This is a genomic window from Streptomyces sp. NPDC046876 (genome assembly GCF_040645035.1).
GTDB lineage: Bacteria > Actinomycetota > Actinomycetes > Streptomycetales > Streptomycetaceae > Streptomyces.
Window position 1 is genome coordinate 15,223 of record NZ_JBEYXK010000004.1, and the last position, 16,644, is coordinate 31,866.

General features: G+C 73.7%; 15 protein-coding genes and 2 tRNA genes. 4 read left to right on the forward strand and 13 right to left on the reverse strand.

What is annotated here, in order from left to right:
- Positions 1-80: 80 nt before the first annotated feature.
- The 4 genes from ABZ924_RS03775 to ABZ924_RS03790 form a co-directional block, all read right to left on the reverse strand.
- Positions 81-959, reverse strand: coding sequence for an amidohydrolase family protein (locus ABZ924_RS03775; protein WP_361903568.1), 879 nt, complete (start codon positions 957-959; stop codon positions 81-83).
- Positions 943-1,290: an antibiotic biosynthesis monooxygenase gene (locus ABZ924_RS03780; protein WP_361903571.1), complete on the reverse strand. Its 348-nt coding sequence runs from the start codon at positions 1,288-1,290 to the stop codon at positions 943-945. Before ABZ924_RS03780 ends, ABZ924_RS03775 begins: the two co-directional genes overlap by 17 nt.
- 117 nt (positions 1,291-1,407) lie before the next feature.
- Positions 1,408-2,292: a DUF2797 domain-containing protein gene (locus tag ABZ924_RS03785; protein WP_361903574.1), complete on the reverse strand. Its 885-nt coding sequence runs from the start codon at positions 2,290-2,292 to the stop codon at positions 1,408-1,410.
- A complete protein-coding gene (locus ABZ924_RS03790) occupies positions 2,289-2,723 on the reverse strand; it encodes an Lrp/AsnC family transcriptional regulator (protein ID WP_361903577.1) in 435 nt (144 codons plus the stop codon). Before ABZ924_RS03790 ends, ABZ924_RS03785 begins: the two co-directional genes overlap by 4 nt.
- A gap of 102 nt (positions 2,724-2,825) precedes the next feature.
- On the opposite strand from ABZ924_RS03790, the gene ABZ924_RS03795 reads away from it, so the two are divergent.
- Positions 2,826-3,737: an SMP-30/gluconolactonase/LRE family protein gene (locus ABZ924_RS03795; protein WP_361903580.1), complete on the forward strand. Its 912-nt coding sequence runs from the start codon at positions 2,826-2,828 to the stop codon at positions 3,735-3,737.
- A gap of 53 nt (positions 3,738-3,790) precedes the next feature.
- Here the strand turns inward: ABZ924_RS03795 and ABZ924_RS03800 are convergent.
- Together ABZ924_RS03800 and ABZ924_RS03805 are read right to left on the reverse strand one after the other, a co-directional pair.
- Positions 3,791-3,863, reverse strand: a tRNA-Arg gene (locus ABZ924_RS03800).
- Between the two features lie 305 nt (positions 3,864-4,168).
- A tRNA-Ser gene (locus tag ABZ924_RS03805) sits at positions 4,169-4,259 on the reverse strand.
- Positions 4,260-4,463: 204 nt separating this feature from the next.
- Between ABZ924_RS03805 and ABZ924_RS03810 the strand changes: the two genes are divergently transcribed.
- From ABZ924_RS03810 to ABZ924_RS03820, 3 genes are all read left to right on the forward strand, one after another.
- Complete coding sequence (locus ABZ924_RS03810) at positions 4,464-4,889, forward strand: SSI family serine proteinase inhibitor (RefSeq protein WP_361903584.1); 426 nt, start codon at positions 4,464-4,466, stop codon at positions 4,887-4,889.
- A 119-nt stretch (positions 4,890-5,008) separates the two neighbouring features.
- Positions 5,009-8,524 carry a PAS domain-containing protein gene (locus ABZ924_RS03815; RefSeq protein WP_361903587.1) on the forward strand — a complete coding sequence of 1,172 codons (3,516 nt, stop codon included), beginning with the start codon at positions 5,009-5,011 and terminating at the stop codon, positions 8,522-8,524.
- Between the two features lie 13 nt (positions 8,525-8,537).
- Positions 8,538-9,113: an antibiotic biosynthesis monooxygenase gene (locus ABZ924_RS03820; RefSeq protein ID WP_361903589.1), complete on the forward strand. Its 576-nt coding sequence runs from the start codon at positions 8,538-8,540 to the stop codon at positions 9,111-9,113.
- A gap of 39 nt (positions 9,114-9,152) precedes the next feature.
- On the opposite strand, the gene ABZ924_RS03825 is transcribed toward ABZ924_RS03820, so the two are convergent.
- The 7 genes from ABZ924_RS03825 to ABZ924_RS03855 all read right to left on the reverse strand — a co-directional run bounded on the left by ABZ924_RS03825 (position 9,153) and on the right by ABZ924_RS03855 (position 16,498).
- On the reverse strand, positions 9,153-10,802 hold the full coding sequence (locus ABZ924_RS03825; protein WP_361903592.1) for a long-chain fatty acid--CoA ligase: 1,650 nt from the start codon (positions 10,800-10,802) through the stop codon (positions 9,153-9,155).
- Between the two features lie 274 nt (positions 10,803-11,076).
- On the reverse strand, positions 11,077-11,610 hold the full coding sequence (locus ABZ924_RS03830; protein WP_361903595.1) for a SigE family RNA polymerase sigma factor: 534 nt from the start codon (positions 11,608-11,610) through the stop codon (positions 11,077-11,079).
- A 134-nt stretch (positions 11,611-11,744) separates the two neighbouring features.
- On the reverse strand, positions 11,745-12,911 hold the full coding sequence (locus ABZ924_RS03835) for a lipid-transfer protein (RefSeq protein WP_361903598.1): 1,167 nt from the start codon (positions 12,909-12,911) through the stop codon (positions 11,745-11,747).
- On the reverse strand, positions 12,908-13,321 hold the full coding sequence (locus ABZ924_RS03840; protein WP_361903601.1) for a MaoC family dehydratase: 414 nt from the start codon (positions 13,319-13,321) through the stop codon (positions 12,908-12,910). The genes ABZ924_RS03835 and ABZ924_RS03840 overlap by 4 nt, the downstream gene beginning before the upstream one ends.
- Positions 13,318-14,352, reverse strand: a complete 1,035-nt coding sequence (locus tag ABZ924_RS03845; protein ID WP_361903604.1) for an acyl-CoA dehydrogenase family protein — start codon at positions 14,350-14,352, stop codon at positions 13,318-13,320. The genes ABZ924_RS03840 and ABZ924_RS03845 overlap by 4 nt, the downstream gene beginning before the upstream one ends.
- Positions 14,352-15,344 carry an OB-fold domain-containing protein gene (locus ABZ924_RS03850; RefSeq protein ID WP_361903607.1) on the reverse strand — a complete coding sequence of 331 codons (993 nt, stop codon included), beginning with the start codon at positions 15,342-15,344 and terminating at the stop codon, positions 14,352-14,354. Before ABZ924_RS03850 ends, ABZ924_RS03845 begins: the two co-directional genes overlap by 1 nt.
- Positions 15,341-16,498, reverse strand: a complete 1,158-nt coding sequence (locus tag ABZ924_RS03855) for an acyl-CoA dehydrogenase family protein (RefSeq protein ID WP_361903610.1) — start codon at positions 16,496-16,498, stop codon at positions 15,341-15,343. Before ABZ924_RS03855 ends, ABZ924_RS03850 begins: the two co-directional genes overlap by 4 nt.
- Positions 16,499-16,644 lie beyond the last annotated feature (146 nt).

Genomic DNA, 16,644 nt, shown 5'->3' on the forward strand with positions numbered 1-16,644 from the left:
GCCGTCGGCCCTGCCCGGGCCGGGCCGGGCCAGGCCCTGCCCAGGCCGGGCCGGCCCGGCTCAGGCCAGGCCGAACAGACTCAGGCCAGACCGAACAGACGGGCCCCGTTGTCGTGGCAGACCGCCCGCAGCCAGCCGTCGCCGAGGCCGAGCCGTTCCAGGGAGGCGAGCTGGTGATCGTACGGGTAGGGGATGTTCGGGAAGTCCGTGCCCAGCAGGATCCGGTCGCCGAGGTCGGCGAGCCGCCCGAGCTCGGCCTCCGGGAAGGTGCTGAACTGCTCGGCGAAGTCGGTGAAGGCCATGGTGGTGTCCAGGTGCACCCGCTCGTACCGCTCGGCCAGGTCGAGGAAGTCCGCGTACTCGGGCATGCCCATGTGCGCGACGACCAGCGCCAGCCGGGGATGGCGGGCCAGCAGGGCGGCGACCGGCCCGGGCCCGGTGTGCTTGCCCGGGACGGGCCCGGACCCGCAGTGGATCACGATCGGGATGCCGGCCTCGGCGAGCAGCCCCCAGACCGGTTCGAGCGCCGCGTCGTTCGGGTCGTAGGCACCGACCTGGAGGTGGGCCTTGAACACCCCCGCTCCCGCCTCGACGGCGCGGCGGACATAGGCCCCCGCGGATTCCTCGGGGAAGAAGGTCGCGGTGTGCAGGCAGTCCGGGGTCCGGGCGGCGAAGTCCGCGGCCCAGGAGTTGAGCCAGGCGGCCATCTGCGGCTTGTGCGGGTAGAGCATCGAGGTGAAGGCGCGCACCCCGAACTCCCGCAGCAGGGCGACCCGCTGCTCCTCCTCGTGCCGGTAGGTGATCGGCCAGGGGACGCCGGTGAGCGGGCCGACGGAGTCGAAGTGGTCCCACACCTTGGCCAGGACCCGCTCGGGCATGAAGTGCGTGTGGACGTCGACCAGTCCGGGCAGGCCGAGCCGTTCCCGGAAGGCGCGGACCGCGTCAGCCGTTGCGGTCAAAGCCGTGGCTCCGCTCCACGGTGCCGACGTGCAGGCTGTAGCTCTCGTACCAGTCGGCGCGGCCCTGCTTCATGGCGGCCTGGTGCTCCAGGTCCTGCCGCCACAGGGCGAGGGAGTCGTGGTCGCGGAAATAGGCGACGGTGATCCCGAGGCCGCCGGGGGTGCGGGCGGACTCGTAGCCGAGGAAGCCGGGGTTGGCGGCGACGATCTCCTGCATGCGGGCGAGGGCCTCGGGATACCCGCTGTCGTCGGCGGTGCGGACGGAGGTGAACACCGCCATGACGTACGGCGGTTCGAAGGCGGGAACGGGCTTGGCGGACTTGATGGTCATGGCCACCAATCTCTGCGCCGACCCGCGGAATGTCCACGGAAAAGCGGCCCGCGAGCCCAAAGGGATCCAAGTTTTGACCTTGGAAGCGGCAGCAGCTGCGCGGAAGCGGCCGGCCGCTCAGAAGAGGCCGTCCTGCCCGCCGGCGGTGCCGGGCGGCGCAGCCGGGGCGGTCGCCGCGTCGGTCGTCCGGCCGGCGTCCGGGGTGACGAGCTCCCAGCCGGCCAGCAGGCGGGTGTCGACCACGAGACCGTCGGCGAGGTGCAGATCGGGCCCCGCCGCGCCCGCGAGCCGGCCGACGACGGCCGCGTCGGGGACCATGGCCGTGACCACCCGGACGGGCGCGGGCAGGGCGTCCAGCGCGAACGCGGCGGCATGGTCGACGACTTCGCCCGCCAGCGGCTCCAGCGACTGCGGCCACCCCGGCAGGGCGGCGGCCCGCCCGTGCAGCTCGCCGACCTCCCGGGCCCGGTCCGCCGCGGCGGGCAGCAGGCCGCGTAGGGCGCGCTTGCGGGCGTACGGGATCCGGTCGGGCACCCCGAGGGCGGCGCGCAGCAGCTCCTCCGTGCGGCGGGCCGCCATCAGCGGGCCCCGGCCGAGCCAGGCCCAGGCCACCGCGCCCTGCTCCAGGAGCCGGACGGGGCCGCGCTCCTCGGCGGTGATGCCGACCTTGACCAGGCCGGGCCCGAACCAGGCCAGATAGACCCGGTAGGTCCGCGGGTCGGCGGCGTGGGTGTCGGCGGCCACGGAGAACGAGCGGTCGAGGCGTGCGCACGCGGGGCACTGGGCGTTCCCGCTGCGGGCGGGCACGGCGGCGGCGGTGGGGCACGGGGTCCGCTTCCCGGCCCGGCGGACGCCGAGGCAGCGCCGCTCGCCCCGGGCGGCGAAGGCGAGGGGCTGTCCGTACGCGAGCGGGCTGGTCCGCTCGCCGCGCCCCTCGGCCCACCACCCGACGGCCGGGCCGCCGCCGCTGCTCCACCGGATGCCGGTGCACCGCCAGGTCACAGCGGCAGCGGCCGCTCGAAGAAGGTCTCCAGCACGACCGTCGCATGGGTCCCGCTGACGCCCTCGATCGCGTACAGGCGGCGCAGGACGTCCTGGAGCTGCTCGGTGGTGGACGTGCGCACCTTGACCAGGACCGAGGCGCTGCCCGCGATGACGTGCGCCTCCTGGATCTCCGCGATCGCCTCGAAGGCGGCGGCCGAGTCCCCCATCCAGGCGTTGGCGTCGACCATCACGTAGGCCAGCACCCCGCTGCCGACGGCAGCCGGGTCCACGTCGACCGTGGTCCGCCGGATCACCCCGCGCTCGCGCAGCTTGCGTACGCGTTCGTGCGTCGCGCCGGCGGACAGCCCGACGGCGGCGCCGAGGGCGGCGTACGACTGGCCCGCGTCCTGCTGCAGGCGCAGCACGAGCGCCCGGTCGATGTCGTCCACGCGGTCTCCCTCCACGGCAATCCCTTGCGCAGACAGTACCTGATCCTGCAATCTCACCCTTGCACCGAACAGAATTCGGCGCAACGACCACAAGGGGGAACTGTGTCATCCATAGCGGACCCGAACCTGTACGAGATCCTGGACGAGCGCTTCCGCACCGGCCGCTGCGCCTACGGCGACGCCCGCCTGGAACGGCTCCACGACGACTGCCGCTGGGCGGAGGGCCCGCTGTACCTGCCCGCCTGGCGGCAGCTCGTGTGGAGCGACATCCCCAACGACCGGATGCTGCGCTGGGACGAGGCGAGCGGCACGGTCTCCGTCTTCCGCTCCCCGGCCGGCCACCCCAACGGCAACACCCTGGACCGCGAGGGCCGCCTGATCACCTGCGAGCAGGGCAACCGCCGCATCACCCGCACCGAGCCGGACGGCACCCTGACCGTCATCGCGGACCGCTTCGAGGACAAGCGGCTCAACAGCCCGAACGACGCGGTGGTCCGCTCGGACGGCTCGATCTGGTTCTCCGACCCGGACTTCGGCATCACCAGCGACTACGAGGGCCGGCGCGCCCCCTCCGAGATCGGCTCGTGCAACCTCTACCGCGCCGACCCGCACACCGGCGGAGTGCGGCGCGTGGCGGACGGGTTCCTCGGCCCGAACGGCGTGGTCTTCTCCCCCGACGAGACGGAGCTGTACGCGGCGGACACCCGGGCGGGCCACATCCGCGCCTTCAAGGTCGGGGACGACGGCACCCTGAGCGACGACCGGATCTTCACGACCTGCCCCTCGGTGGACAACATCCGCTTCGACGTCGAGGGCCGGCTCTGGGCGGCGGCCATGGAGGACGGCGTCCACTGCTACGACCGGGACGGCACCCTGATCGGCCGCATCCGCGTCCCCGAACCCGTCTCGAACATCGCCTTCGGCGGCCCCAAGAACAACCGCCTCTTCATCACCGCCACCACGTCGCTCTACTCGCTGGTGCTGTCGGTAACGGGCCTCCCGCGCGTCCGCTGAAAAACGGCGCAACGCAAGAGGCCCCCCGGCGAACCGGGGGGCCTCTTCGGCTGTGCACTCGGCAGGATTCGAACCTGCAACCTTCTGATCCGTAGTCAGATGCTCTATCCGTTAAGCTACGAGTGCTTGGGCTTCCCGGGGTTTTTCGCCCCGTTGGCCTTGCGAGAACAACAATACATGGACCTTGCCGGGACGCGAAATCCATTAGCCAGACCGGCTCTGACCTGCGGAAACGCCTCGGACCATGATCGTCCGGCTGTTCGGCCCGGCGGCAGGTCTCCGCCAAGGGGCGGCCGCAGAAGTCGACAAGAAGTGGCGGCACGGGGCGGCAGGGGTCGCAGACGTCGGCAGGGGGTCGGCAGCAATCGGCGGACGAGATGTGCGCGGACGCAGCGAAGCCCCGGTCCGTGGGACCGGGGCTTCGTGAACTGCGGAGGCGGAGGGATTTGAACCCTCGATGGGGGGTAAGCCCCAAACCGCATTAGCAGTGCGGCGCCATAGACCGGACTAGGCGACGCCTCCAGCACACCCTCGCGTACGAAGGTGCGTGCAGATGATGACACAGCCGCGGGGCCGGTCACCAATCCGCTCCCACGGTACTAGGACAGCTGGCCACAGGGCAAAGCCTTAATCACTCCCGGCACACGGGTCGGGCGGAGCCGTCACGCGGGGCACGCGAATGTCGTTGGTCCCGGCGTACGACGTACGGACGACCTGGAGTGCCCCATGCTGCGACTCGCCGCCTTCGCCGTCACCTCAGCCCTGGCCGCCACGGCTGCGGGTCCCCTGCCCCCGCTCCCGCTCGGCCGGCTGCTGGGCGGGCCCGACCACCTCACCGTCGCCGTGTCCAAGGCTCCCAATCCCCTGGCCAACGGCACGTACGTACTGGAGTGCAACCCGGTCGGCGGGGACCATCCCGAGCGCGAGGCGGCGTGCGCCCGCCTCGACCGCCTGGAGCGGGACGCCGAGGACCCGTTCGCGCCCACGGACGACCGACGGGTGTGCAGCCTGCAGCACGGCGGTCCGGCCGTCGCGCGCATCACCGGAACCTGGCGGGGACAGAAGGTGGACGCCACGTTCCGGCGAACGAACGGATGTGAGATCGCCCGGTGGAACAAGTTGGAACCTGTGCTTCCGCCCGGACGGTCCTGACCTGGGCGGATGCGGCCGGCGCACCGCATCCGCGCAACATCGGCCACCTCGGGCCGGGGACGTGCCCTTAGACTCCTCCCGTGACATGCCGGTAGTCGTGGTCAGGGAGGAAGCTCGTCGTGAGCAGCAGGCCATCCCGAGGCGCTGCTCGCCTCGCAGCAATACTCGACGCGCTTCCGGACGCACTGCTCCTCGTCAACGCCAACGGCACGGTCGTCAACGCGAATTCGATCGCGCTCGAGGCCATGGAGAGCCCCGGCACCGGACTCGTCGGCCGCGGCGTGCTCGACCTCTTCCCCGAGTTCGACTCCAAGCTGATCCCCGGCTCGATGCGCCGGCCCGGCGACGACGACGGCGGCCGGGCCAAGCCCAAGCGGATGGTCGCGCGCCGCACCGACGGCAGCGAGTTCCCCGTAGAGGTCACCCACGCGCACCTCGACGGCCGCGACGCCTACCGCGAGCCGCAGAACTCGTACACCGGGGACGAGCTGCTCATGCTCGTCGTACGTGACCTGTCCGAGACCGTGGACACCGAGGCCGAGCTCGCCCGCTCGCAGCGGCAGACCGAGATGATCCTGCGCGCCGCCGCCGAGGGCGTCGTCGGCACGGACACCGACGGGCGGGTCGTCCTCGTCAACCCGGCGGCCGCCCAGATCCTCGGCTACCGCGCCACCGACCTCGGCAACCGCGAGCTGCACGCCCTGATCCAGCATTCCCGCGCCGACGGCTCCCCGTTCCCCTTCGAGGAGTCCCCGCTCGCCGACACGCTGCGCAGCGGCCGCAAGCACCGGGTGCGCGGGCAGGTCCTGTGGAACAAGGCCGGCCAGCCGGTCTCCGTCGACCTGACCACCTCCCCCGTGCGCGACGGGGACATGCTCGTCGGCGCCGTCATGACCTTCACCGACCGGCGGCCCTTCGACGCCCTGGCCGCGCGCCACGCCCAGCTCGTGGCGGTCCTCGGCGATTCACTGCGCGGCCCGTTGGAGGAGCTGCGCGGCGAGCTGGCCACCCTCGCCGCCGACGACGGCGGCCAGCTGTGGCCCGAGGCGAACCAGCTGCTGCACCACCTGGCCGCCGGGTACGCCCGGATGACCACGCTGGTGGACAACGTGCTCGGCTTCCAGCGCCTCGACGCGGGCAGCGAGAAGCTGAAGAAGAAGAACGTCCTGATGGACGGCGTGGTCAAGGCGGGCGTCGACGGCGCCGTCGACCTGATCGGCCCGGGCCGCGCCCAGTTCGCGGTGCACGCACCGACCATCGAGGCCGAGGTGGACGCGGAGCGGGTCGCGACCGCGCTCGCGCACCTGGTCGCGGACGTCGCCGGGGTCGACGCCACCGGCAAGACCCCGCAGGGCAGCGGGTACTCCGACTCCACCATCGTGGTCGCCGCCGCCCAGCGCGGCGAGGTCGTACGGATCGAGGTGCGGGGCCCGTACGAGGGCGGCAACCCGGTCCACGAGCCGATCGTGCGGGGCATCGTCACCGCGCACGGGGGCGTCCTGCAGACGGTCGAGGTCCCGGGCGCGCCCGGCGGCGCGTACGTGCTGGAGCTGCCGCTCGGCACGGGCGCCGGGACGGTGACCCTGCCCGAGCCCGAACCGGAACCCGAACCGGAGCCGGAGCTCGCGCAGCAGCCGCGGCCCGGGCAGCCCGGCGCCGGGGCCGCGAAGGGGCCGGGGCGGCGCGGCCGCCGCGGGGTGGACGCGTTCCTGGAGGACTCCTCGGAACTGGCGGCCCCGGCCGGCGAGGCCCAGGGCGGGGGCGCGCTCGCGCTGCCGTCGGGGCGGCGGCGGGCCGGCGAGGCCGTACCGGCGGACGCGGCCGGAGCGGCCCCCGCACTCGCGCAGTCGCCGGTGAACCCGGCCGGCCTGGGCACCGGCCGCCGCCGGGGCAGGGACGGCGACGGCACCGGCACCGGCACCGGCACCGGTGAAGGCGGGCCCGGTCGGCCCGTGCCTCCGCAGGGCACCGCCATGCCCGCGCTCCCGCCCGTTCCCTCCGTACCCCCGGTCCCGGTGGCCGAGCACCCGGCCGCACGGCGGCGCGCCCTGGGCCAGGCGGGCCCGGTGCGGCCCGGCGGCCCCGTGCCCGCGACGGGCCTCGGCCCGGCCCCCGTCGGCGGCCCCGGCCCGGTGCCGCCGCGGCCCGTCGCCCCCGAGGGTGGCTTCGCCCTGCCCGCCGGCCCGACTCCGGCCCCCTCCGCCGGCCAGGGCCCGGCCGCGCCCGGAGCCCCGGCCCCCGGTCCGGCCGGCGGCCCCGTTCCCGTTCCCGCTGCCGGACCCATCCCTGCTGGCGGACCCGTCCCTGCTGCCGGAGTTCCCGCTGCGGGCTCCGGCCCGGCCGTCGGACCGGTTCCTGCTCCGGGTGCCGCGCAGGCCCCCGTCCCCGCCGAGGGCGAGCCCCCCGCCGGACGCCGGGCGCGCCGTGCGCTGGGTACGCCGGGCACCGACCCCGCGACCCCCGCACAGCCCGCCGCGGCCGCGGAGGAGTCCGCGGCCCCGACCGGGCGGCGCCGGGCGCTGCCCGCCACCCCGGCCTGGCCGGTTCCTGCGGCCCGGACCGCTCCCGAGGACGACGGCGCCACCGGGCAGGTCGCCCTGCCCGGAGCCCGGCAGCCGCAGGACGCCCAGGCGGAGCCCGGCCGGCCGATCAGCGTCCGCGCCCTCGGCACCATCGGCCAGGGCATCTCCGTCGACCCCGCGGCCGCCGACCCCGCCGCCGGAGCCGGGGCGGGGGCCGCAGGCGGGTCCGGCCGCCGCCGGCGCCTCTCCGAGCCCGCACCGCAGGGCCGGACCTTCGCGATAGGAGCCCCGGAGGCGGGCGCCGCCGAGGGTCCCGAGCCGCTGGACGGTCCGGGAGGAGCCGTCGAGGTGGTCACCCGGCCCGTGCCGCCGCCCGTGGACGACGAACTGCCGCCGGAGCCGCTGGACAACCCGCGCCGGCTCCTGGTGTGGCCCGCGCCCGACGTGCAGACGCAGCAGGCACTCAGCGACCGCGGCTACCGCCCGGTGGTCGTGCACTCCCGCGAGGAGGTGGACGCGCAGATCGCCGCGTTCCCCGCCGCACTGTTCGTGGACCCGCTCACCGGGCCGATCACCCGGACCGCCCTGCAGTCCCTGCGGACCGCCGCGGTGGCCGCGGAGGTGCCCGTGCTGGTCACCGCCGGGCTGGGCCATGCCTCACGCGAGGCGGCGTACGGCGCCGATCCGGCCGTGCTCCTCAAGGCGCTCGCGCCGCGCGACAGCGAGCAGCACCCCTCCCGGGTCCTGCTCATCGAGGAGCGCGACGAGATCGCGACCGCGCTGACGGCCGCGCTGGAGCGGCGGGGCCTGCAGGTGGCCCGCGCGGGAGCCGACACCGACGCAGTGGAGCTGGCCTCCCGGATGCGGCCCAACCTGGTGGTCATGGACCTCATGCAGGTCCGCCGCCGACGGGCCGGGATCGTGGACTGGCTGCGCGCCCACGGGCAGCTGAACCGCACCCCGCTGGTCGTCTACACGGCCACCGGCATCGAGGCGGAGGCGCTGCCCCGGCTGGCCTCCGGCGAGAGCGTGCTGTTCCTTGCCGAGCGGGCCAACACGGCGGACGTCCAGGGCCGCATCGTGGACCTGCTGGCCAAGATCGGCGCCAACTAGCCATCCTGGCCCGATGGCCATCACCGACACGTCCGAGCACACCGTCCCCGCCGACAACGGGGAGGTGAGCCTGCTCATCGCCCGGCAGGTGGAGCCGGGCTACGAGGACGCGTTCGAGACGTGGGCGCGCGGGATCCTGGAGACCGCCGCGACCTTCCCGGACCACCTCGGGTACGGGCTGTTCCGCCCGGCGGCGCCGGGGGCGCCCTGGTTCCTGGTGCACCGCTTCCGCAACCAGGCCGCCTTCGAGCGGTGGCAGGACTCCCCGGAGCGGGCCGCGTTCTTCGCGCACTGCGAGGGCCACCACCACACCGAGATAGCCCGGCGCGAACTGCACGGCATGGAGACCTGGTTCGCCAAGCCGGGCACGACCCGGCCCGCGCCGCCGCGGTGGAAGATGGCGATCAGCTCGGGGCTGGCCATCTTCCCGATCTCGCTGCTCGGCAACGCGGTGCTCGGGCCGTACCTGGTGGACGTGCACTTCGTGGTGCGGACGGCCGCCTTCGCGGCCGTCTTCAGCACCCTGATGACCTACGTGGCCATGCCCGCCGTCAGCAGGCTGCTGCGGCCATGGCTCACGCGCGGCTGACGCGTACGCATACTCCTCCGCCTCCGCCCTGAGAGGGCCTCAGTCGAGGCGGGTCACGTCGAGCTCTCCTTCGGCGTACTGCCTGCGGATCACCTTCTTGTCGAACTTGCCGACGCTGGTCTTGGGGACGGCCTCGATGAAGGTCCAGCGCTCGGGCAGCTGCCACTTGGCGATGGACTGGGAGAGGAACGCCCGCAGTCCCGCGTAGTTCACCGTCGCGCCCTCCTTGAGGACCACGGTGGCCAGGGGGCGCTCGCCCCACTTCTCGTCCGGGACGGCGACGACCGCGGCCTCGGCGACCTCGGGGTGCGCCATGAGCGCGTTCTCCAGCTCCACGCTGGAGATCCACTCGCCGCCGGACTTGATGACGTCCTTGGCCCGGTCGGTCAGCGTGAGGAACCCGTCGGGGCTGATCACACCGACGTCACCGGTCCTGAGCCAGCCGTCCGGGCTGAACTTGTCCTCGGGGCGCAGCGGTTCGCCGGACGCACCGCCGTAGTAGGCGCCCGCGATCCAGGTGCCGCGCACCTCCAGCTCGCCGGCCGACTCCCCGTCCCAGGGCAGTACGTCGCCGCCGGGGCCGACGAGGCGGGGCTCGACGCCCGCCGGGAAGCGGCCCTGGGTGATCCGGTACGGCCACTCCTCCTCGGCGCTCAGGCCGGCCGGCGGGTGCGCCATGGTGCCCAGCGGGGAGGTCTCGGTCATGCCCCAGGCGTGGCAGACGCGGACGCCGAGTTTGTCGTACGCCTCCATCAGGGACGGCGGGCAGGCCGCGCCGCCGATGGTGACCTGCCGCATGGAGGACAGGTCGCGCGGGCGGGCGGTGACCTCCGCGAGCAGCCCCTGCCAGATGGTGGGGACGGCCGCGGCGTGCGTCGGCTTCTCCTGCTCGATCATCTCCGCGAGCGGGGCGGGCTGGAGGAACCGGTCGGGCATCAGCATGTTGATGCCGGTCATGAAGGTGGCGTGCGGCAGGCCCCAGGCGTTGACGTGGAACTGCGGGACGACGACGAGGGTCGTGTCCTTGTCCGTCAGGCCCATCGACTCGGTCATGTTGACCTGCATGGAGTGCAGGTAGATCGAGCGGTGCGAGTAGACGACGCCCTTCGGGTCACCGGTGGTGCCGGAGGTGTAGCACATGGCCGCGGCCTGGCGCTCGTCCAGCTCCGGCCAGTCGTAGCCGTCCGGACGGCCCTCGAGGAGCTCCTCGTACTCGTGGACGGCCACGCCGAGCCCGTCGAGGACCGAGCGGTCGCCGATGCCGGTGACGACCACGTGTTCGACGGTGGACAGGTGCGGCAGGAGCGGGGCGAGCAGCGGCAGCAGGGTCCCGTTGACCAGCACGACCCGGTCGGCGGCGTGGTTGACGATGAAGACCAGCTGCTCGGGAGGCAGCCTCAGGTTGAGCGTGTGCAGGACCGCGCCCATGGAGGGGATCGCGAAGTACGCCTCGACGTGCTCCGCGTTGTTCCACATCAGGGTGGCCACCCGCTCGTCCTGCCGGACACCGAGCTCGTCGCGCAGGGCGTGCGCGAGGCGCGCGGCGCGGGTGCCGATCTCGGCGAAGCTGCGGCGGTGCGGCTCCGCCTCCCCCGTCCACGTCGTGACCTGGGAACTCCCGTGGATCGTCGTCCCGTGCCGGAGGATCCGGCTGACGAGGAGCGGTACGTCCTGCATGGTGCTCAGCAAAGCGTCCTCCCGGTGGGCGCTGCGGCGCTGCGGCGGCTTGGATTGCTGCCGATTCTGCGCACGTACCGGTCGGCATGTCACTACCCGGAGGTACAAACGCGGCGGGGAATCGCTGTGGGGGAACTCGACCTGGCACCGGGCACAGGCCGGGGGTGCGTGAACCGGGCATCGTGCACAAGCCGGGCCCGGAGCCTGCACGGACGTTTCACGTGAAACGGTGGCGATGTTTCACGTGAAACCGGGTGTTTCACGTGAAACCACGAGGTCGGCCGGCTCAGCGGACCGGGGTGAGCTCCGGGTCCTCGCGGAGCTTGACCAAGGCGCGGGAGACTGCGCTCTTGACCGTGCCGATCGAGACTCCGAGGAGCTCGGCGGTCTGCGCCTCGGTCAGATCCTCGTAGTAGCGCAGGACGACCATGGCGCGCTGGCGGTCGGGGAGCCGGGTGACCGCGCGCCACATCGCGTCGCGCAGTGCCTGTGCCTCGGCCGGGTCGGTACCCGGCGGCTCCTCGGTCTCCGGGAGCTCGTCACAGGCGAACTCCTCGACCTTGCGCTTGCGCCACTGGGAGGTGCGGGTGTTGACCAGGGCCCGGCGGACGTACCCGTCCAGGGCCCGGTGGTCCTCGATGCGGTCCCAGGCGGCGTACGTCTTGGCCAGCGCCGTCTGCAGCAGGTCCTCGGCGTCGCACGGGTTGGCGGTGAGGGAGCGGGCGGTGCGCAGCAGCGTCGTGCCGCGGGTCCGGACGTACGCCGAGAACGACGGGTACGGCGTCGGTTGCGAGGCGAGCGTGCACACGGGCGTGGTCATGACTCCACGCTAGGAGCGCGGGGCCTACGGGGGATCGGCCGCAAGTGCCGAAGCGGGGTCCGTCTCAGGTTGTAGGGGTGGGGGCCGCCCCACCTCCTGAAGGTGGAGGAGGCGGGGTGGCCAGGGTGCTGGCCTCAGCCGTCGGCTCCGAGGATGAGCCCCGAGGTCGGCACTCCCGTCCCCGCCGTGACCAGGGCGTGGGCGGCGCCGCGGACCTGGTTGACGGAGGTGCCGCGCAGCTGGCGGACGGCTTCGGCGATGCCGTTCATGCCGTGCAGGTACGCCTCCCCGAGCTGGCCGCCGTGCGTGTTGAGCGGCAGGGCCCCGGCGGCCACGAAGTCGGCGGCCTCGCCCGGCTTGCAGAAGCCGAACTCCTCCAGCTGCATCAGCACGAACGGCGTGAAGTGGTCGTAGAGGATGCCCACGTCGATGTCCGAGGGCCGCAGTCCGCTGGTCCGCCACAGCTGCCGGGCGACCACGTCCATCTCGGGCAGGCCGGTGAGGTCGTCGCGGTAGAAGGAGGTCATGGCCTCCTGGCGGCGGCCCGCGCCCTGCGCGGCAGCCGTGATCACCGCAGGTGCGTGCCGCAGGTCACGGGCCCGCTCGGTGCTGGTGACGACGAGCGCCTGGCCGCCGTCGGTCTCCTGGCAGCAGTCCAGCAGCCGCAGCGGTTCGACGATCCAGCGGGAGGCGGCGTGGTCGGCGAGGGTGATGGGCTTGCCGCGGAACCAGGCGGCGGGGTTGTTCGCCGCGTGCCGGCGGGCGGTGACGGCGACGTGGCCGAACGCCTCGGGGGTGAGGTGGTGGGTGTACAGGTAGCGCTGGGCGGCCATGGCCACCCAGGAGGCCGGGGTGAGCAGCCCCCACGGCAGCGACCAGCCGAGTGCCGCGCCCTCGGCCGAGGGCTCGCGCTGCTGAACGCCGGAGCCGAAGCGGCGGCCGGAGCGCTCGTTGAAGGCCCGGTAGCAGACCACGACCTCCGCGATCCCGGTGGCGACCGCGAGGGCGGCCTGTTGGACGGTGGCGCACGCCGCGCCGCCGCCGTAGTGGATGCGGGAGAAGAAGGAGAGGTCCCCGATGCCGGCGGCCTGGGCCACCGTGATCTCGGGGCTGGTGTCCATGGTGAAGGTGACCATGCCGTCGACGTCCGCGGGGGTGAGGCCGGCATCGTCGAGGGCGGCGTGCACGGCCTCGACGGCGAGCCGCAGCTCGCTGTGGCCGGAGTCCTTGGAGAACTCGGTCGCGCCGATGCCGGCGATGGCGGCGCGCCCGCCGAGGGTGTCGCGGGCCCGTACGCTCATGCCGCACCTCTCGCGGGCTCTGCAGCGGCCGGCGGGACGGTGACCCTGACGGTTCCGGTGACGTGGTGGCCGATCCCGTTGGCACCGACGACGCGGATCTCGGCGGTGTCCCCGTCGAGGGCCGTGACGGTCCCGGTGAGGGTCATCGTGTCGCCGGGGTAGTTCGGGGCGCCCAGCCGGATGGACACGGCGCGCAGCACGGCGCGCGGGCCGAGGTGGTCGGTGACGTAGCGGCCGACCAGGCCGTTGGTGGTCAGGATGTTCATGAAGATGTCCGGGGAGCCCTTCTCGCGTGCGAGGAGGGCGTCGTGGTGCACGTCCTGGTAGTCGCGGGAGGCGATCGCCCCCGCGACGATCAGCGTGCGGGTGATCGGGATCTCCAGCGGCGGCAGCGCGTCGCCGACGTTCATGCGTCGTCCCCCTCGGATATGAGTGCGCCCAGTTCGGCGAGCAGTTCGCTGCCGCAGCCCAGGTAGGCGTCCAGCTGGCGTCCCCACAGGAAGTGCCGGTGGACGGGATGGTCCAGGTCGGCGCCCATGCCGCCGTGCAAGTGCTGGCCCGCGTGGACGACCCGCTTGCCCGCTTCCGAGGCCCACCAGGCCGCGGTCAGAGCGTGCTCGCGCGCCGGGAGCCCCTCGTCGATGCGCCAGGCCGCCTCGTACGCGGTGACCCGGATCGCCTCCGTGTCCATGTGTGCATCGGCCGCGCGCAGCATGACCCCCTGGTTCGTGGAGAGCGGCCGCCCGAACTGCTCACGGGTGGAGGTGTAGGCGGCGGCCCGGGCCACCGACCCGGCGCAGACCCCCGCCTGGAGCCCGGCGAAGGCGGTACGGGCCACTGCCAGGACCTCGGCGTACGCCCGCGGGCCGCCCAGGCGCTCGCCTTCGGCCCCGGTCAGGGTCAGGCGCCCCGCGGACCAGGGGGCGGTGGTCTCCACGGCGGCCGTCGCCACACCGGGCGCGTCCGTCCGTACGAGCCACAGGGCCCGGTCGGCGTCCGGGACCAGCACGTGGGTGGCGTCGCGCAGCCAGGGCACGGCGGGGGCGGTGCCGATGAGCCGGCCGTCGGCTCGGGCGCTGATCCGGCCGCGGACCGGGAAGGCGCCGGTGACGACCGCCTCGCCGCTGCCGAGGGCGGGCAGCAGCCGGGAGCGCTGGTCGGCGGTGCCGTGTGCGGCGACGGGCAGAACCCCGTACGCGCAGGTGGCGGCGTAGGGGACCTGGGCGGTGGTGCGGCCCTGCTCCTCCAGCAGCAGGACCAGGCCGAGCAGACCGATGTCCTCGACCGCGGCGATCAGACCGGAGCCGGCGAGGGCCTTCCACAGTTCGGCGTCACTGCCGGTGCCGGCCGCGGCGAGGCGGTCGTGGGTGGCGAGGTCGCCGAAGATGCGGGCGGCGAGTGCCGCCGCGGCGGCCTGCTCCTCGGTGGGGCGGAAGTCCATCAGCACTCGCTCCCTCGGAAGACCGGCAGTTCCAGCTCCTCGTCCACGCGGAGGAACTCCAGCCGGACGGGCAGCCCGATGCGCACCCGGTCATGGGGGACACCGGTGATGTTGGTGACCATGCGGACCCCCTCGGCGAGTTCGACGAGGGCGACGGCGTACGGAGGGTCGAAGGCGGGGAACGGCGGATGGTGCATGACGACATGACTGAAGACGGTGCCCTCGCCGCAGGCCTCGACGGTGTCCCAGTCGAGGCAGGCGCAGGCGTTGCAGCCGGGCAGCCAGGGGAAGCGGAGGGTCGAGCAGGCGGTGCAGCGCTGGATCAGCAGCTTGTGGTCGCGGACGCCGTCCCAGAAGCCCTGGTTGTCGCGGTTGACGACGGGGCGCGGGCGGCGGGGCGCGGGCTGCGGCCTCGGCTCTTGCTGCGGCGTCTGCTGTGGCGCGGGCTGCGGCCGCCGGGGGCGGGCGGCCGGCGCGTACTTGAGGATGCGGAAGCGGTGGGTGCCGGCGGGCTCGCCGCCGGCACGGACGTCCATGCGGGTGGTCACGAAGTGGCCCGTGCCCAGCTTGGTCGTCTTGCGCGGCGACACCGACTCGATGACGGCGTCGAAGGTGATCTCGTCGCCGGGACGGAGCGGCCGCAGGTACTCCTGCTCGCAGTCGGTGGCCACCACTGAGGTGCAGCCGGCGCCGTCGAGGAGGGCGAGGAGTTCGTCGTACGCCGAGGAGCGGTCGCCGTGGCCCGAGAGCCCGCCCATCGTCCAGGCCTGGAGCATGGTGGCCGGGGCGACGGCGTCCGGGCCGGTGTAGGCGGGGCTGGTGTCGCCCATGGCCTCGCACCAGTGGCGGATCATCGGCCCGTTGACCGGGTCCTTGCCCCGGCCGCCGATGGCGGCGGGCCGGCCCTCGAAGGCGCGGAGGAGCTCGTGGAAACGGGACGCCGCCTCCTCCTCCCCGGCCCCGTCCGCAGTGCCGGACGCCGTGGCGGTCATCGCTTCCGTCCCTTCATGCCGAGCCGCATCATGGCGACGATCTCCCGCTGGACCTCGCTGACCCCTCCGCCGAAGGTGTTGATCTGGGCGGCCCGGTTCATCCGCTCCAGCTCGCCGCCCGCGAAGGCCCCGGGCCCTGGGCCCCGTACGAGGGCCTCCTCGCCCACCACCTCCTGGCAGATCCGGTACACCTCGACGGCGGACTCGGTGCCGAGGAACTTCACGCCGCTGGCGTCGCCGGGGGCCAGGGTGCCGGCGCCCACGTCCTGGACCAGGCGCCAGTTGAGGAGGCGTACGGCGGCCAGCCGGGCGTGCGCCTCTGCGAGCCGGGCCTGTACCCAGGGGCGGTCGGCGGGGCGTTCGCCGGTGGCCGGGTCGGGGGTGCGGGCGTGGCGCAGGGCGGCCGCGTGGAAGTCCTCGGCCTGCATGCCGATGGCGGCGAGGGCGACGCGCTCGTGGTTGAGCTGGTTGGTGATCAGGCCCCAGCCGCCGTGCTCGGGTCCGACGAGGTTCGCTGCGGGCACGCGGATCGCGTCGTAGTAGGTGGCCGTGGTCGTCAGGCCGCCGACCGTCTCGATCGGGGTCCACGAGAACCCGGGTGCGTCGGTGGGGACGAGGATGATCGAGATGCCCCGGTGCTTGGGGGCCGCGGGATCGGTGCGGCAGGCGAGCCAGATCCAGTCCGCGTTCTGGGCGTTGGAGGTGAAGACCTTCTGCCCGTCGACCAGCCAGTCGGCTCCGTCGCGTACGGCCCGGGTGCGCAGGGCGGCCAGGTCGGTGCCGGCGCCGGGCTCGGAGTAGCCGATCGCGAAGACGATCTCGCCGCTGAGGATGCGGGGCAGGAACCGGTCCTTCTGCTCCTGGGTCCCGTACTTCATCAGCGTGGGGCCGACGGTGTTGAGGGTGACCATGGAGACGGGGGCGCCGGCCCGGTAGGCCTCGTCGAAGAACACGAACTGCTCCTCGGCACCGCGGCCCCGGCCGCCGTACTCGGCGGGCCAGCCGAGGCCGAGCAGGCCGTCGGCCCCCATGCGGCGCAGCAGGGCGCGCTGGGCGGCCGGGTCCTCGGGGGCGCCGTCCGGGAGGAGGTCGTGGAAGTACGCGCGCAGTTCGGCGCGGAGCCGCAACTGGCCTTCGGTCGGGGCGAGGTGCACGGCGGTTGGCCTCCCGGCGTCGCGTCGCATCGGCGAGTGGATCTGACTGTCCGTCAGATCTGCTGCGAGTGTCAAGCCGTAGGCCGGGAGCCGCTCACGAAAGGCCACTGTCCGACGCGGGCGCTGCGCCGCGGGGTGCCGCCGCA

Excerpts from the sequence above, each read along its gene's own strand:
- ABZ924_RS03780 (WP_361903571.1), bottom strand. The coding sequence starts at position 1,290 with ATGACCATCAAGTCCGCCAAGCCCGTTCCCGCCTTCGAACCGCCGTAC.
- ABZ924_RS03810 (WP_361903584.1), top strand. The coding sequence starts at position 4,464 with ATGCTGCGACTCGCCGCCTTCGCCGTCACCTCAGCCCTGGCCGCCACG.
- ABZ924_RS03820 (WP_361903589.1), top strand. The coding sequence starts at position 8,538 with ATGGCCATCACCGACACGTCCGAGCACACCGTCCCCGCCGACAACGGG.
- ABZ924_RS03830 (WP_361903595.1), bottom strand. The coding sequence starts at position 11,610 with ATGACCACGCCCGTGTGCACGCTCGCCTCGCAACCGACGCCGTACCCG.
- ABZ924_RS03835 (WP_361903598.1), bottom strand. The coding sequence starts at position 12,911 with ATGAGCGTACGGGCCCGCGACACCCTCGGCGGGCGCGCCGCCATCGCC.
- ABZ924_RS03840 (WP_361903601.1), bottom strand. The coding sequence starts at position 13,321 with ATGAACGTCGGCGACGCGCTGCCGCCGCTGGAGATCCCGATCACCCGC.
- ABZ924_RS03845 (WP_361903604.1), bottom strand. The coding sequence starts at position 14,352 with ATGGACTTCCGCCCCACCGAGGAGCAGGCCGCCGCGGCGGCACTCGCC.
- ABZ924_RS03850 (WP_361903607.1), bottom strand. The coding sequence starts at position 15,344 with ATGACCGCCACGGCGTCCGGCACTGCGGACGGGGCCGGGGAGGAGGAG.